Source organism: Halopseudomonas sp. SMJS2, from assembly GCF_029866945.1.
Classification (GTDB): Bacteria; Pseudomonadota; Gammaproteobacteria; order Pseudomonadales; family Pseudomonadaceae; genus Halopseudomonas; species Halopseudomonas bauzanensis.
Genome location: NZ_CP123445.1, coordinates 2,512,865 through 2,527,637, shown reverse-complemented (window position 1 = coordinate 2,527,637; position 14,773 = coordinate 2,512,865). Strand labels below are relative to the sequence as shown.

Annotated in this window: 14 protein-coding genes and 1 tRNA gene; 11 read left to right on the top strand and 4 right to left on the bottom strand. The window is 59.7% G+C overall.

Features of this window, described 5'->3' with window-relative positions:
• The first annotated feature begins 11 nt into the window (after window positions 1-11).
• Complete coding sequence (locus QAO71_RS11930) at window positions 12-1,064, top strand: DNA topoisomerase IB (RefSeq protein ID WP_280164516.1); 1,053 nt, start codon at window positions 12-14, stop codon at window positions 1,062-1,064.
• Here QAO71_RS11930 and QAO71_RS11925 read toward each other — a convergent pair.
• Window positions 1,056-1,694: a Yip1 family protein gene (locus QAO71_RS11925; protein WP_280164515.1), complete on the bottom strand. Its 639-nt coding sequence runs from the start codon at window positions 1,692-1,694 to the stop codon at window positions 1,056-1,058. The two genes, QAO71_RS11930 and QAO71_RS11925, sit on opposite strands and share 9 nt — an antisense overlap.
• Window positions 1,695-1,855: 161 nt before the next feature.
• Between QAO71_RS11925 and nadA the strand changes: the two genes are divergently transcribed.
• The gene (gene nadA / locus QAO71_RS11920) at window positions 1,856-2,890 is read left to right on the top strand and encodes a quinolinate synthase NadA (protein ID WP_280164514.1); all 1,035 of its coding nucleotides are present in this window, start codon (window positions 1,856-1,858) and stop codon (window positions 2,888-2,890) included.
• On the opposite strand, the gene QAO71_RS11915 is transcribed toward nadA, so the two are convergent.
• The gene (locus tag QAO71_RS11915) at window positions 2,891-4,303 is read right to left on the bottom strand and encodes a M48 family metalloprotease (protein WP_036990023.1); all 1,413 of its coding nucleotides are present in this window, start codon (window positions 4,301-4,303) and stop codon (window positions 2,891-2,893) included.
• 138 nt (window positions 4,304-4,441) lie between these two features.
• On the opposite strand from QAO71_RS11915, the gene QAO71_RS11910 reads away from it, so the two are divergent.
• The gene (locus QAO71_RS11910) at window positions 4,442-4,696 is read left to right on the top strand and encodes a sulfurtransferase TusA family protein (protein WP_074777932.1); all 255 of its coding nucleotides are present in this window, start codon (window positions 4,442-4,444) and stop codon (window positions 4,694-4,696) included.
• Here QAO71_RS11910 and QAO71_RS11905 read toward each other — a convergent pair whose 3' ends face one another.
• Window positions 4,697-5,164, bottom strand: a complete 468-nt coding sequence (locus QAO71_RS11905) for a peroxiredoxin (RefSeq protein ID WP_036988615.1) — start codon at window positions 5,162-5,164, stop codon at window positions 4,697-4,699.
• A gap of 20 nt (window positions 5,165-5,184) precedes the next feature.
• Window positions 5,185-5,742, bottom strand: coding sequence for an ACT domain-containing protein (locus QAO71_RS11900; protein WP_036988616.1), 558 nt, complete (start codon window positions 5,740-5,742; stop codon window positions 5,185-5,187).
• Window positions 5,743-5,945: 203 nt separating this feature from the next.
• Here QAO71_RS11900 and dapA point away from each other — a divergent pair, with 203 nt between their 5' ends.
• From dapA to QAO71_RS11860, 8 genes are all read left to right on the top strand, one after another.
• A complete protein-coding gene (gene dapA, locus QAO71_RS11895; protein ID WP_036988617.1) occupies window positions 5,946-6,821 on the top strand; it encodes a 4-hydroxy-tetrahydrodipicolinate synthase in 876 nt (291 codons plus the stop codon).
• Between the two features lie 32 nt (window positions 6,822-6,853).
• Complete coding sequence (gene bamC, locus QAO71_RS11890) at window positions 6,854-7,963, top strand: outer membrane protein assembly factor BamC (RefSeq protein ID WP_036988618.1); 1,110 nt, start codon at window positions 6,854-6,856, stop codon at window positions 7,961-7,963.
• 1 nt (window position 7,964) lies between these two features.
• A complete protein-coding gene (locus QAO71_RS11885) occupies window positions 7,965-8,762 on the top strand; it encodes an MBL fold metallo-hydrolase (RefSeq protein ID WP_051610705.1) in 798 nt (265 codons plus the stop codon).
• Window positions 8,762-9,475 carry a phosphoribosylaminoimidazolesuccinocarboxamide synthase gene (gene purC / locus QAO71_RS11880; protein ID WP_036988619.1) on the top strand — a complete coding sequence of 238 codons (714 nt, stop codon included), beginning with the start codon at window positions 8,762-8,764 and terminating at the stop codon, window positions 9,473-9,475. The genes QAO71_RS11885 and purC overlap by 1 nt, the downstream gene beginning before the upstream one ends.
• A 44-nt stretch (window positions 9,476-9,519) precedes the next feature.
• Window positions 9,520-9,609: transfer RNA gene (locus QAO71_RS11875), tRNA-Ser, on the top strand.
• A gap of 127 nt (window positions 9,610-9,736) precedes the next feature.
• Window positions 9,737-10,687, top strand: a complete 951-nt coding sequence (locus QAO71_RS11870; protein ID WP_036988620.1) for an adenosine deaminase — start codon at window positions 9,737-9,739, stop codon at window positions 10,685-10,687.
• Between the two features lie 85 nt (window positions 10,688-10,772).
• Window positions 10,773-13,247, top strand: coding sequence for a mechanosensitive ion channel domain-containing protein (locus QAO71_RS11865; RefSeq protein WP_143063004.1), 2,475 nt, complete (start codon window positions 10,773-10,775; stop codon window positions 13,245-13,247).
• Window positions 13,248-13,453: 206 nt separating this feature from the next.
• Window positions 13,454-14,407, top strand: a complete 954-nt coding sequence (locus QAO71_RS11860) for a cyclase family protein (protein ID WP_280164513.1) — start codon at window positions 13,454-13,456, stop codon at window positions 14,405-14,407.
• Window positions 14,408-14,773 lie beyond the last annotated feature (366 nt).

The following is a 14,773-nucleotide window of genomic DNA, read 5'->3' as shown; positions in this document are numbered from 1 at the left end:
GCATAAGCCAAATGAAGCCGGCGGGCACGCAATCTCCCGGCGGGTGCCCGCCGGCATTACATTATGTGACTGACAGCGCGCCGGGTTTCAGTCGCAGGATGCTCAACGGCGTTGCTGCCTACTTCGATGAACGGGGCCGCTGCATTCGCGATAAAGCGGTCATTGAGCGTATCAACGCTTTGGCTATTCCACCTGCTTACCGGGAAGTCTGGATTTGCCCAGACGCGCTAGGCCATCTGCAGGCTACCGGGCGGGACGCTCGCGGCCGCAAGCAGTACCGTTATCATCCCCTGTGGCGAGAAGTGCGCGACGCGGCCAAATACGAGCGGCTGCTCGCCTTCGGTAATGCCCTGTCACGCCTGCGCCGGGAGCTGGATCAGCGGCTTAGAATCCGCCAGCTGAGCCGGGAGAGGGTGATCGCCGCCGTCATCCTGCTGCTCGACCAGACCTGTGTGCGAGTGGGTAATCAGGAGTATGCCAGGCAGAACAAATCCTACGGCTTGACTACGCTCCGCAACCGCCATGTCACCCTGCGCGGCGACGACATCAGCTTCCACTTTCGGGGCAAGAGTGGAGTGAAGCATGAAGTCAGTCTGCGCCATCCACGGTTGGCCCGGGTTCTGCGCCGCTGCCGGGAGTTGCCGGGGCAGCATCTGTTCCAGTATCTGGATGCCGATGGCCATTCCTGCTCGGTCAGTTCTTCGGACATCAATGAGTGTCTGCATGACATGGCCGGTGCCGACTTCACTGCCAAGGATTACCGCACCTGGGCTGGCAGTACCCTGGCGCTTGCCAGCTTGCGGGAGCTCACGGCACAGGGGCGTGCGCCGAGCAAGCAAGCGGTCGCCGAGGTGGTGAAGCAAGTGGCTGTGGAGTTGGGTAATACGCCGGCGGTGTGCCGCAAGTGTTACATTCATCCGGCCATCATGGACGCCTATCTTCAAGGCGATCTGGACAAGGTGCGCTGGAGTGCCGGTCGAGCCAGACGGCGCTGGCTCAAGCCGGCGGAGGTCGATCTGATCGTCTTTCTGCAGACTTGCGCGTCGTCCCCGCCGTCAGGGTGACAATTGCTCGACGCGGCGGTCCTCGATGCCCTGGTACTCACCGGGCGGCGACATTGCCCGCCAGCTTTCCAGATAGAATAGCCCGACACAGAGCATGGTCAGCAGACCCACGGCAAGAATGCAGGTGGCATAAAAATAAGCCTTTGATTTGCTCAGTTGCATGTAAATCGGTAGCCCCAGATATAGATGCAGCGCTGAATAGCCGGCTACCAGCGGAATGACCAGCAGAATCAACCAGCGCTCCGGGAGCAGGGCCGCCAGGGCGCCCAGCATGAAGGGCACGGAAAGAAAGGTGGCAAACGCCATGCCACGAAATGCCGACGGGCGCGCGGGCGTCCGGAAGAGTACCCAGCGAATCATCCAGCCCATGATAATGACGTTGGTGACATAGGCCAGCCATACCGCCAGCGCGAGCATGGCTGCACTGCTCTGGCTGAGAAATTTCTGTTGTTCCGAGCCGAACAGTGACCACCCGGCTATCGCTGCTCCGTAATAGATACACAATGCAGGAATCAGTGAGCCGATCAACAGCAGCGGAAGGAAACCAGAGGGGCTGCGTTCAATATCATCGTGAATGCGATTCCAGGTGGCGCTTGGCGCATAGAATAGACCGGGTACGTGTCTGAACATGGGAATCCTGCCTTGTTGTATGTGCGTGTCCCAGAAGGTGCGAATGCAGCCCCTTCCTAATCCTTGACTCGCCTCGTTGCCGGGAGTTCCAGTGGGGTAATCGGTAGAACAGGGCGACCGTGGTATGATACTGACCGTTCCATTCCCGGAGGGGTTGTTAGATGTCTCAGATTTCCGAAAGGTTGCTGGTGCAGGCCCATCTGGCCGCAAAGCAGCCTGCGCCGTTGAACGATGCCGAGAAAGCCGACTACAAGGCACGCATCGCTACGGCACTGAAGGCCCACGACGCGGTACTGGTCGCGCACTATTACACTGATCCGCTGTTGCAGGAACTGGCAGAGGAAACCGGTGGCTGCGTATCCGACTCACTGGAGATGGCGCGCTTCGGCAAGAACCATCCGGCCAGCACCCTGGTGGTGGCCGGCGTACGCTTCATGGGCGAAACTGCCAAGATTCTCAGTCCAGAGAAGCGGGTGCTGATGCCCACACTGGATGCCACCTGCTCGCTGGATATCGGCTGCCCGATCGATGAGTTCTCGGCCTTCTGCGATGAGCACCCGGACCGTACCGTGGTGGTCTACGCGAACACCTCGGCGGCGGTGAAAGCGCGCGCCGACTGGGTGGTGACCTCCAGTTGCGCCCTGCCGATCGTCGAGAGCCTGATGGACCGGGGCGAGAAGATCCTCTGGGCCCCGGACAAGCACCTGGGTGGCTATATCCAGAGCAAGACCGGTGCCGACATGCTGCTGTGGGACGGTGCCTGCATCGTGCATGAGGAGTTCAAGGCCAAGGCGTTGATCGATCTCAAGGCGGTCTACCCTGATGCAGCGATCCTGGTACACCCGGAATCCCCGGCAGCTGTGGTCGAGCTGGCCGATGTGGTGGGCTCCACCAGTCAGTTGATCAAGGCGACGCAGGAACTGCCAAACTCGACCTTCATCGTTGCCACTGACAAGGGCATCTTCTACAAGATGCAGCAGGCGGCGCCGGGTCGTCGGTTGATTGACGCGCCTACCGCGGGTGATGGAGCTACCTGTCGCAGCTGCGCCAACTGTCCGTGGATGGCCATGAACACCCTGCCACGGGTGTTGCAGAGCCTGGAGCAGGGTGCCAACGAGATTCTGGTGCCGGAAGAGCTGATTCCTGCTGCGGTGCGACCGTTGGAGCGGATGCTCGAGTTCACCAGCAAGCTCTGATCAGAAACCCTTGAGGATCTCCCGCCGACGCGCGACTTCTTCCTTGCGCGCGTTGATGCGGGAGCTTTCCACGAAGTTGTCGGTGCGCTTGAGCGCCTGATCCAACTGTTGGTCGGCCTGATCCAGATCGCCGGCGAGCATGAAGTATTCCGCCCGGGCCTGGTGCACACCCAGGATATTCTTCGCCAGACCGCGGATCTCTGATACCAGATACCACACGTCCGGATCCTCGGGGCGCAGCCGCGCCAGCCGATCGGTCACCCGCTCGGCGCCGGTATAGTCGCGTTGGCGCAACAGGATATCGGCCTTGGCATTCAGCAGAGGGTAGCTGTCGGGTCGGGTCTTGAGCAGGTTATCGAGACGCGTCAGCGCCTCATTCTGGTGCCCCTGACTGCTGTCGAGCTCGACTTTGGCCAGTTGCACGGCGATGTTATCGGGGTGCTGTGCCAACAGCGGATCCAGCTCCTGCGCCGCCTCGTCTGCCTGGCCGCTACGGATCAAGGCCAGGGCCAAACCGTAGCGCGCCGCGGCATGCTCGCCCTGATGCTCGTCCAGCAGTGCGCGAAAGCGCTGCGCCGCCAGACCGGGGCTGTCTTCATAGAACAGCTGCACGCGGGCGCGCATCATCTGATAATACAAGCTGTCCTGGCGGCCATCATTGCTGAGTTGTCCGGCGCGGTTGCGCGAGTCGGCAATCCGTGACTGGTTGACCGGGTGCGTCAGCAGGAACTCCGGCGGGGTACGGCTGAAGCGGCTCAACTTGGCCAGCCGCTCGAACATCTCCGGCATGGCGTTGGGATCGAAACCCGCCTGTTGCAGGTTGAGCAGACCAATGCGGTCGGCCTCTTGTTCATTCTGTCGGGAAAAACGCCGCTGCTCCTGAATTGCCGCCGCCTGGGTCGAGGCCAGGGCAGCGAAGCCGGCATCGCCACCGCCACTGGCGGCGAGGATAACGCTGGCGAGCATGGCGGTCATCAGCGGGATACGGTTCTGCTGTTGGTGCTGCAGGCCGCGGGCGAAGTGCCGTTGCGACAGGTGAGCCAGTTCGTGAGCCATCACCGACGCGAACTCCGCTTCGGTATGGGCATGCAGAAACAGTCCGCCATTGACCCCGATGATGCCGCCGGGGGCAGCGAAGGCGTTGAGCTGCGGGCTGTCGATTGCGACGAAGGTCAGGCGCCGGTCATCCAGCTGGCTGGTTTCCGCCAGCCCGAACACGTGACCCTCGATGTAATCCTTGAGCAGCGGATCTTCCAGCGTGCGTACCGAGCCACGGAGCATGGACAGCCAGGCGCGACCGAGCTGGTATTCCTGCTCGCGGGACATGATCGAGGAACTGGTGTCGCCCAGTGAAGGCAAATTGAACTCGGACGCGACTGCCGGCATGGGTATCGGCACCGCGATGGCGGTCATCAGTGAAAACAGTAGCGCTTTGGCAGGCACGCGGGCCGCTTTGATACATTGCATGAAAACACTCTAACCCGTTTCTGTTTCAATTGTCTGCCAGTCGTCCTGCGAGGGTATACTCGCTGGCTCAACGGGAGTGTAAGCATGGTTGACGAAAAAAGTGAACTGCGGGCTGACCAGTTGGTAGATGCCCGCGGGCTATCCTGCCCGCTACCGCTGCTGCGCGCCAAGCTGGCGCTGAACAGTATGCAGGCGGGACAGGTATTGCACCTGACGGCCACGGACGCGGGCTCGCAACGGGATATCACCCGCTTTGCCGAACTCGCCGGGCATGCTCTGTTGCATGCCAGCGAGCAGGAGGGGGAGTTTCATTACTGGTTGCGCAAAGCGCAAGCTTGATCAGGCCAGTTCGCGCGCCGCTTCGAGCACCTCTGCGACGTGGTCGGGCACTTTCACCTTGCGCCATTCACGGCGCAATACGCCCTCGCGGTCGATCAGGAAGGTACTGCGCTCGATGCCTTCGTATTCCTTGCCGTACAGCTTCTTCTTGCGGATCACATCGAACAGCCGGCACAGGCTCTCGTCTGGGTCGCTGATCAAGTCGAAAGGGAAGCTTTGCTTGGTGCGAAAATTCTCGTGGGTGCGCAGGCTATCGCGGGAAACCCCGAACACCAGGGTATCGGCTGCCAGAAACTGGTCATGCATGTCGCGAAAGTCCTGGCCCTGGGTAGTGCAGCCAGGGGTGTGATCCTTGGGGTAGAAGTAGATCACCACCTTCTTGCCGGCCAGTTCCGAGAGAGTGACGGTCTTGCCGCTGGTGGCCGGCACGGTGAAGTCGGGCAGGGTGGAATCCAGTTTTATGCTCATTGACAGTCTCGCGGTCGGTATCAGTGAAGGGGACGCCAGGGTTCCATCACGGCGTCCAGGTTGAGTTCGTCGCAGAAGTCGAGGAACTGCTCGCGCAACCAGCTCAGTTGGGTTTTCACCGGAATGGCAATGGTCAGCGTCAGATTCAACATGGCGGTGCCGGTGTGCTGAGCCATGTAGGTAAAGCTGAGCATTTCCTCGATGTCAATTTCCAGATGCTGGAAGAAGGCGCAGAGTTCAGCGACCAGTTCGGGGCGTTGGGCTGCCGTTACGAAGACGTTGTAGGGCAGCGCCGAGGGGCGTTCTTCCAGCGCACTGCTGCGGTACATGGACAGCGTGAAATGTTCGCGCTTGGCCAGCGGTGGCAGCAGGGTTTCCAGTCTCGCCAGGGCGTCCCAGTTGCCGCTGACCTGCAGCAGCAATGCGGTGCAGGTGCCGTGCCGGCTCATGCGGCTGCTGACGATCAGGCAGCGCTGCTCCATGCACAGGCGGGTCAGCATGCTGGCCAGAGCGGTGGTTTGCTGCCCCATGGCATTGATCACCAGGAATTGCTCCCGGGGGCTGGGCACTGTGGACATAAGATTCCTCGAAGACTGAATTGCCGGGTCGTGACGTCAGCATGATGGCGTTGCGACAAGCTGTCTATTGTCCCTGTCTGTCGTCGGCGGTTCAACCATCAGTTTTATTGCCCTGCAGCGCTTAACGAAGCCGGCCTCCCTTGTGCTGAACCCATGGCGAAAGTACCATTGCCGATTAACGTATACCTTGTGGAGCCCCTTGCATGATTTCAGGCAGCCTTGTAGCGCTGGTAACCCCCATGGACTCGCGTGGCAGCCTGGACTGGCAGGCGCTTGAGCGTCTTATCGATTTCCATCTGGAGCAGGGCACCGATGGCATCGTGGCGGTGGGCACCTCCGGTGAATCCGCGACCCTGGACATGGACGAGCACAAGGAAGTCATCCGCCGCGTGGTAGATCAGGTTGCCGGCCGTATTCCAGTCATTGCCGGCACCGGTGCCAACTCCACCAGCGAAGCGGTTGAGCTGACCGAGGCGGCGCGCAGTGTGGGCGCCGATGCCTGCCTGCTGGTCACGCCGTATTACAACAAGCCGACTCAGGAAGGGCTCTACCAGCATTTCAAGTTCATTGCCGAGGCGGTGGCCATTCCCCAGATCCTGTACAACGTGCCGGGACGTACTGCCTGTGACATGTTGCCCGATACCGTCGTGCGGCTGGCTGACATCCCCAACATCATCGGCATCAAGGAAGCCACCGGCGATCTGCAGCGCGCTCGTGAATTGATCGAACGCGTCGGTGAGCGCATGGCCATCTATTCCGGTGACGACCCGACCGCAGTTGAGCTGATTCTGCTCGGCGGCAAAGGCAATATCTCGGTTACCGCCAACGTCGCCCCCAAGGCGATGCATGATCTGTGCGTTGCCGCCTTGCAGGGCGACGCCGACACTGCCCGCCGTTTGAACGATATGCTCATGCCGTTGCACGAAAAGCTGTTCATCGAGTCCAACCCGATTCCGGTGAAGTGGGCGCTGCACGAAATGGGTCTGGTTGATGACGGTCTGCGCCTGCCATTGACCAGCCTCAGTGAAGATTGCCAGCCCGCAGTACGTGAGGCCCTGAAGCAGTGCGGCCTGTTGTGACTCCGAGGAACCATACCATCAAGGAATTCCAAATGAAGCCTGTGCTCAACGCACTGACCCTGGTAATGATCAGCGCCGGCCTGAGCGGCTGTGGCTACCTGTTCGGCGAAGACGGCTATTTCCGTGATCGGGGTTCCGATTACCGCACCGCTGTGGTGGAGCCGAGAATGACGGTCCCGGCCGAATTGAACAGCAAGCCCATCGGCGATTTGCTGCCGGTACCCGGCCAGCGCGGCGCCAGCACCAGTGAAGGTAAGTTCGAACTGCCGCGGCCCCAGGGGCTGAGCGTCGCTGCGGATTTCAGTGAATACTCCATGCAGCAGAATGGCGGCGAGCGCTGGTTGCAGGCGCAGCGCGCACCGACCAGTCTGTGGCCGCAGGTGCGTCAGTTCCTCAGTGAATACCGGGTGCCGGTTGCTACCGAGTCCACCACCATCGGCGAAATGGAAACCGGCTGGCTGGCCTTTGACCAGGATGCCGATAACCCGCTGATGCGCCGGCTGCTGCCTGCGGTCGGTGCCAATCGCCGCACTGATGGGCAGGAACAGCGCTTCCGCATCCGTGTGGAGCCGGGCGTGCAATCCGGCAGCAGCGAAATCAAGGTGCTGCACATGCAGCGCAGCCAGGGCAGCGACCGCAGCGAATGGCCTTCGGTCTCGGACAACAGCAACCTCGAGCGTGCCCTGCTGGCCGAGTTGGAAACCTACCTGAGCCAGGCCGGTGAGCTGGATTCGGCAGCCCTGTCGACAGTCGATGAAGCACCAGCGGCTCGCCGCACTACGCTGGATCAGGACGGTGCCGGCAATCCGGTGCTGAACATGTCGACCGATTTCAACCGCGCCTGGGCGGCGGTGGGTCAGGCACTGGCCAAGGCGGACGTGCAGATCGCCGATATCAACCGCAGCGCGGGTGTCTACTACGTCAATCCCGATCAGAGCGCCGAGGCGGACAAGCCCGGTTTCTTCGGCCGGCTGTTCGGCCGTGACGCCAAGCCTGAGCAGGACAACGCGCAGCGCACCCAGGTACGACTGACGCCGGTGGGCAACCGTATCCAGGTCACTGTGGAAGACAGTATCGATACCAGCACCGATTCCAGCCAGGCCAGGGAACTGCTCCGCCGGATCCACGACAATCTGAACTGAAATGCGCTATTGCTCGCTCGGGAGTGGCAGTCGGGGCAACGCCACTCTGATTGAATATGGCCGGACCCGGCTGCTGGTGGATTGCGGCTTCAGTCTGCGCGCCACCGAGCAACGGCTGGCCGCAGCGGGGCTGAGCCCGCATCAGCTGACCGCGATACTGGTCACCCATGAACACTCTGATCACATCAAGGGTGTCGAGCGTCTGGCGCAGCGCTATCGTCTGCCGGTGTACATGACCGCTGGCACCTATCTGGGCATGGGTGAGACGGCGTTGCCGGTGGAGTTGATCCGTTTTGGTCAGGAGTTGGTTATCGGCGAAATCCGGGTCACCCCGGTGCCGGTACCCCATGACGCGCGCGAGCCCTGCCAGTTCATCTTCGATAGCGGTAGTCATCGCCTGGGTGTGCTAACCGACACCGGTATGATCACTCCGTTGATTACGGAAATGTACAGCGGTCTGGATGCGCTTTTTCTCGAAGCCAACTATGATCCGCTGATGCTGGCCAACGGACCTTATCCGCCTTTTTTGCGGGCTCGGGTTGGCGGTCAGCTCGGCCATCTGAGCAATCAGCAGGCTGCGGGATTGCTCGAAGCGATCGACATGAGCGCGCTGAAATACGTCGCGATCGCCCATATCAGCGAAAAGAACAACCGACCGGAGCTGGCCCTCGGCGAGTTGTCCAGAGTACTGGATGGCTGGGAGGGCGAGCTGCGGCTGGCAGTACAGAATCATGGCCTGCCGTGGCAGGACATTACAGGTAATACCCAACCTCATTTGGCGCATATCGGGAGCCGATAATGGAAAAACGCACAGAACTCTACCGCGGCAAGGCCAAGTCGGTTTATACCACCGATGATCCGGATCGCCTCATCCTGCTGTTCCGCAACGACACCTCGGCCTTCGATGGCAAGAAGATCGAACAGCTGGAACGCAAGGGCATGGTCAACAACCGCTTCAATGCCTTCATCATGCAGAAACTGCAGGACTCCGGCATTCCGACCCAGTTCGACAAGCTGTTGTCCGACACCGAATGTCTGGTCAAGAAACTGGACATGGTCCCGGTTGAATGTGTGGTGCGCAATTACGCGGCCGGCAGCCTGGTCAAGCGCCTGGGCATTGAAGAGGGCAAAGAGTTGCTGCCGCCGACCTTTGAACTCTTCCTCAAGGACGACGCCAAAGGCGACCCCTTCATCAACGAATCCCATGTCGTCACCTTCGGCTGGGCTACAGCCGAGCAACTGCAGCGCATGCGTGAACTGACCCTGCAGGTCAATGACGTTCTCAAGCAGCTATTCGATGACGCCGGCCTGCTGCTGGTGGACTTCAAGCTGGAGTTTGGCCTGTTCAAGGGTGACGTCGTCCTCGGCGATGAATTCAGCCCCGACGGCTGCCGCCTGTGGGACAAGGAAACCCGCAAGAAGATGGACAAGGACCGCTTCCGCCAGGGCCTCGGCGGCGTCATCGAAGCCTATGAAGAAGTCGCTCAAAGACTGGGTGTTCCGCTGTCCTGACCCTTTAACGGCCGCAGCGAAGCTGCTATGATGCGCGCCGACTTGGAGAGTTGCCGGAGTGGTCGAACGGGACGGATTCGAAATCCGTTGTACCCGCAAGGGTACCCAGGGTTCGAATCCCTGGCTCTCCGCCATATGACGTGGTAATCAATGACTTCGACAGTTTTTGATTGCTATCAGACAAAAAGCCCCACAACCTGAAAACGGTGTGGGGCTTTTTTGTTTCTACTGGTGGCATAGCGCCTTGGCACAGAGGTAACAATGAACGAAAAATGGTTGGCGGCTTTACCCAAGGCGGAGCTGCATATGCATCTCGAGGGATCCCTCGAGCCAGAGCTGCTCTTTCAGCTTGCCGGGCGCAACGGTATCAAGCTGCCATGGGCGGATGTGGATGATCTGCGCCGCGCTTATACCTTTGGCAATCTCCAGGAGTTCCTTGATCTCTACTATCAGGGCGCGAACGTCCTGCGCACGGAGCAGGACTTCTACGATCTCACCTGGGCCTACCTGCAGCGCTGCCAGGCCCAGGGAGTAGTACATGTCGAGCCGTTCTATGACCCTCAGACGCATACTGAGCGGGGCATTGCATTCGAGGTGGCTCTTGAGGGGATAACCACAGCACTGCGTGATGGCAAAGAGCAGCTGGGTATCGAGGGTGGGCTGATCCTCAGCTTTCTGCGACACTTGAGTGAGGATGACGCCTTCGAGACGCTCGCCCGGGCTTTGCCGTATCGGGATGCTTTTTTTGCCGTCGGGCTCGACAGTTCAGAGCTTGGTCATCCGCCCAGCAAATTCGAACGGGTCTTTGCCAAGGCCCGTGCCGAAGGGCTCCTGGCAGTTGCTCATGCGGGCGAGGAGGGGCCGCCGGACTACATCTGGCAGGCGCTGGATCTGCTCAAGGTCAGTCGCATTGATCACGGCGTACGTGCAGCGGAAGATCCTGTACTCATTGAGCGGTTGATCGACGAGCAGATCCCGCTGACCGTGTGCCCATTGTCCAACATCAAACTGCGTGTGTTTGACGATATGCGAGATCACAATATTCTGAGCCTGTTGGAACAGGGCGTTAACGTCACCGTGAACTCTGACGATCCGGCTTACTTCGGCGGTTATGTAAATGAGAATTTCATGGCTTTGCATGAAAGCTTGAGGATGACAGAAAGCCAAGCCAAGCGCCTGGCTCAGAACAGCCTGGACGCCCGGTTGGCATAAAGCTGAACCCCAAAGGCCTGGGCAGGCTCGAATAGTGAACAGCTGGCCTGCCTGGCGGACCGGCAATGTTTATTGGACGGATATTATGCTGAGATCGAAACTGCCTGGGTTTGTTGTGTTGATGCTGGCTCTGCTGTTCATGCCGGTCGCTGCGGTGTCGGCACAAACGGCTGACCAAAAAGAGCTGGACCCGGCACAAGCGCGACAGGTGCTTGATACGCTGCAGGATGACGAGCGGCGGAATGAGGTGGTGCGGGCGCTGGAGGTTATAGCCAGCGAGGCGCCGGCCGATGATGAAGCGCCGGCTGTGGAGGAGTCGCCGTTAAGCGCCATAGTGCCGCTGGAAGCTGGTGGTCTGGTTGCGCGCACCATGGATCAAGTCGGTGATTGGGCTGATGGGCTGCATGCACAGCTGGTGCGGATTGCCCGGGCGCTGGCTGATCTGCCCGCCTGGTTCCAGGCCACCTTCCTCAATGAGGTGGGGCGCATGTTGGCGCTGCAGACGCTGATGGATCTGACTATCGTCTTTGGCGTCGGCTTTTGTCTGGAATGGCTGCTGCGCCGCGCGTTGCGCAGATCTGTGCGCAGCCTGTTGACCAGCGCCAACCAGGCAGAGTTGCGGGCGCCCGCGCCTGTATCTGTTCCCGTATCTGCTCCGGATACCACCGACCCTGTTGCCCTTGCTGCACTGCGTCCGCTGGATAACAGCACTGCGCTGGTTCAGACTCAGCGCGATGGGGTTGAGTATGTGGAAGCAGTACCGGTCGGTCCCCATGCTTCCGCTGCAGACTCGCCCGTGGAGTCTGCCAACGGGGCCGCTTCAGCGGCAGTCGCCACTGCCGCGGCCTCGACTGCTGCTTCCCCCGTCGAATCCGAACTGAAGGCATTGCGCCGATTGCCCTTTGCCCTGGCCGGCTTCGTACTGGATCTGTTGCCATTGGGGCTGTTTTTTGGCATCGCGGCGCTGGTCCTGCAGCTGTTGCCGGGACTGGATGCGCGTACCCATCTGGTGACTCGTGAGTTTGTTTACGCCTATGTGATCACCCGTGTCGTCATGGCCGTGGTGCGCCTGTTGCTGGCACCAAAGGATGCCTGCCTGCGTATCATCCAGGTGGGCGATTTCGCCGCTGAGCAGATACATCGGTGGACGCGTCGGCTGGTTGTTCTAGCGACCTTTGGTGTCGCGACTGGTAATGCACTTGGCATCCTCGGCACCGACCCCGAGGCCCAGCTGGTGATTGTCAAAACGACCTCCCTGATGGTGCATCTGGCCCTGATCTTTCTGGTGTTTCGTTTCCGCCAGCCGGTGGCCGTGTGGATCGCCGGTTCACCCGAGCGTGACGGTGCAGCATATGCGTTGCGACGCTGGCTGGCGGGTGTCTGGCCGCTGTTGATGGCGGTGTTGATCATGGGCGGCTGGGTGGTCTGGGCGCTGCGCATCGAAGATGGCTTCACCAAATTGCTGGAGTTCATCGGCATTTCCGCCGCCATCATTGTATTGGGCCGGCTGGCCGCTGTATTGGCGCTGGGGGCCCTGGGGCGTTTGGCGGGTATCAGCGAGGATGTGTCGGATGAGCCCAGCCCGGATAGTTCGGCCAATCTGCGCAGTCAGCTTGCCGAGCAGTACTACCCGCTGCTGCGTTGGTTGGTCTCGCTGGTGATTACGGTAGCCACCCTGGTTGCGCTGCTGCAGGCCTGGGGGCTGAATGCGTTGCAATGGTTTGCACCTGGCACCATTGGTAGCAGCCTGGCTTCCGCTTTTGTCACCATTGTCATTGCTGTGGCGATTGCACTGGTGGTCTGGCAAGCGACCAACGTCTCCGTTGAGCGGCGTATTGCCCGCTGGCGTGAGCAGGGCGACCTGTTACGTGCGGCGCGCCTCAATACACTTCTGCCCATGCTCCGCGCCGGGCTGTTTCTGGTTATTGCGCTGATCGTCGGCCTGACGGCGTTGAACCAGATCGGCGTCAACACCACGCCGTTGATCGCTGGTGCGAGCATCATAGGTGTAGCCATTGGTTTCGGCTCGCAGAAGCTGGTGCAGGATTTCATTACTGGGATCTTCCTGCTGATGGAGAACGCCATGCAGGTTGGCGATTCGGTGACGGTCGCCGGTGTGGCGGGTACCGTGGAAAACCTGTCGATCCGCACTGTGCGTCTGCGCGCCGGTGATGGCTCGCTGCATATTGTGCCGTTCAGCTCGGTGACCACGGTCAACAATGCGCACCGCGGCCTCGGCAATGCGGCTGTGCGTATCAGCGTCAGCTATGACACTGATATCAATCAGGCCATCGGAGAACTGAAGGCGATTGGCGCAGCACTGCGTAACGATCCGGTTTTCTCACCACGGATTCTGGCGGATATGGAAGTCTGGGGCGTGGACGCGGTGGATGGTTCCATGGTCACTTTGGCCGGCCAGATGCGCTGTACCGACAAGGGCCGTTGGGGTGTCCAGCGCGAGATCAATAGACGCATTCTGGAACGCTTCCGCCAGCTGGGTATCGATATCGCCGATCCGCGCGAACGGCCGCTGGTACCCTCTACTGTCATTCCTGAATAGTGGTTGTTATAGATAATCTTGTGTCGCAGAGTTTTCTGCAGTTTCGATCAGTGTTCATAGCTGAGTAGTCATCGGCGCATTGAAAACGCGTATTGATGTTGAAGGTCAGATATACGGTCTTGTTTTCATAGGTAAGGGTCGGATCAAAGCGGCAACAAGTCCTAACGCAAATGATCATTCCAATAAAAATGTATGGAGCACAGTGCATGAAGTTGACAACGAACCCCATCATGGCAGCGGTAGTTGCTGGTACTTTATTAGGCGCCAGTGCACCTGTTGTGCTGGCGAGCGAAGATTGGCAAAAATCGAAGTGGGGCGAGGAAGATACGATTGGTGCCGCTAATTACCTTTCCGCAGAGCGTACTCTGGAAGCGGCACGCCTGGTTACTGAAGGCAAGACCTATTCGCTGGGTGTGGAGCTGAATCGCGACTTCCCGGCCTATGGCGCACGTTTCTTTGATATTACCGTGATGGAACCCAGAGCTGGCGGCAAGCCTCTGGGACCCACCAAGTTGACCAGTACTGATGACATTCTGCATACGTGGCTGGGCATTGGCAGTCAGATCGACGGCTTTGGTCATATTGGTATCGATCACAAACATTACAACGGACTGGCAGCTGAGGATATCGTGGCTGTTGATGGCCTGAAGAAGCTCGGTACTGAAGGCATTCCTCCCATTGTTACCCGTGGCGTACTACTGGACATGACTGAGCACTTCGGCCAGAGCATGTTGACCGAGGGACAGGGTTTCAATAGCGAAGAGATCCTCGCTGCCGCGAAAGCCCAGAACGTGAAAATTCAGGAAGGCGACGTGGTACTTTTCCATACCGGCTGGCTCAGCCTGGTCGGTGAGGATAACGAGCGATTTGGAAAGGCTCAGCCGGGCCTCGGCGTCGACGGTGCGAAATACCTGGCTGAACAGGGAGTCGTTGCTGTGGGGGCTGATAACTGGGGACTTGAGGTCATTCCCTTCGAGGACGGCACCGGCGTGTTCGAAGTTCATCAAACACTGCTCGCAAAGCATGGCGTTTACATCCTCGAAAACATGAACACCGCCGAGTTAGCCAGGGATAATGTTCATGAGTTCATGTTCGTCCTGGGACAACCGAAGATTAAAGGGGCCGTACAGATGATGGTGAACCCGATTGCCATCAAGTGATAACTGACTGGCACCAGCGGCCTTTATCCGATTTGCAGATACCCTGAGCTGTTACTGCCAGCAATCGCTTACCGCCGAAGCCGAGCCGGATCCCCTCCGGCTCATCTGCTGACCGATCTCCCACCAACGTTTGAGTTTCTTGCCTTTCTCGGGGCGAGGCGCACCAAAGGCGAGCCCTGTGTGCGCTGGGTTGCCCTGCCATGGTTCAATCAGGGGCCTCTTGCTCTGCTACGCGCAGGTCGTCCAGTATCCTCTCATCGCCTGGAAAACCCTCCAAACCCAGCATTCGTGCGGCATTGCGGGCAGGCCCGAGTCGCGATACTGCTGTCTGGCATGCCCCTTGCTCTAGTTCCTGCATAACTTGGT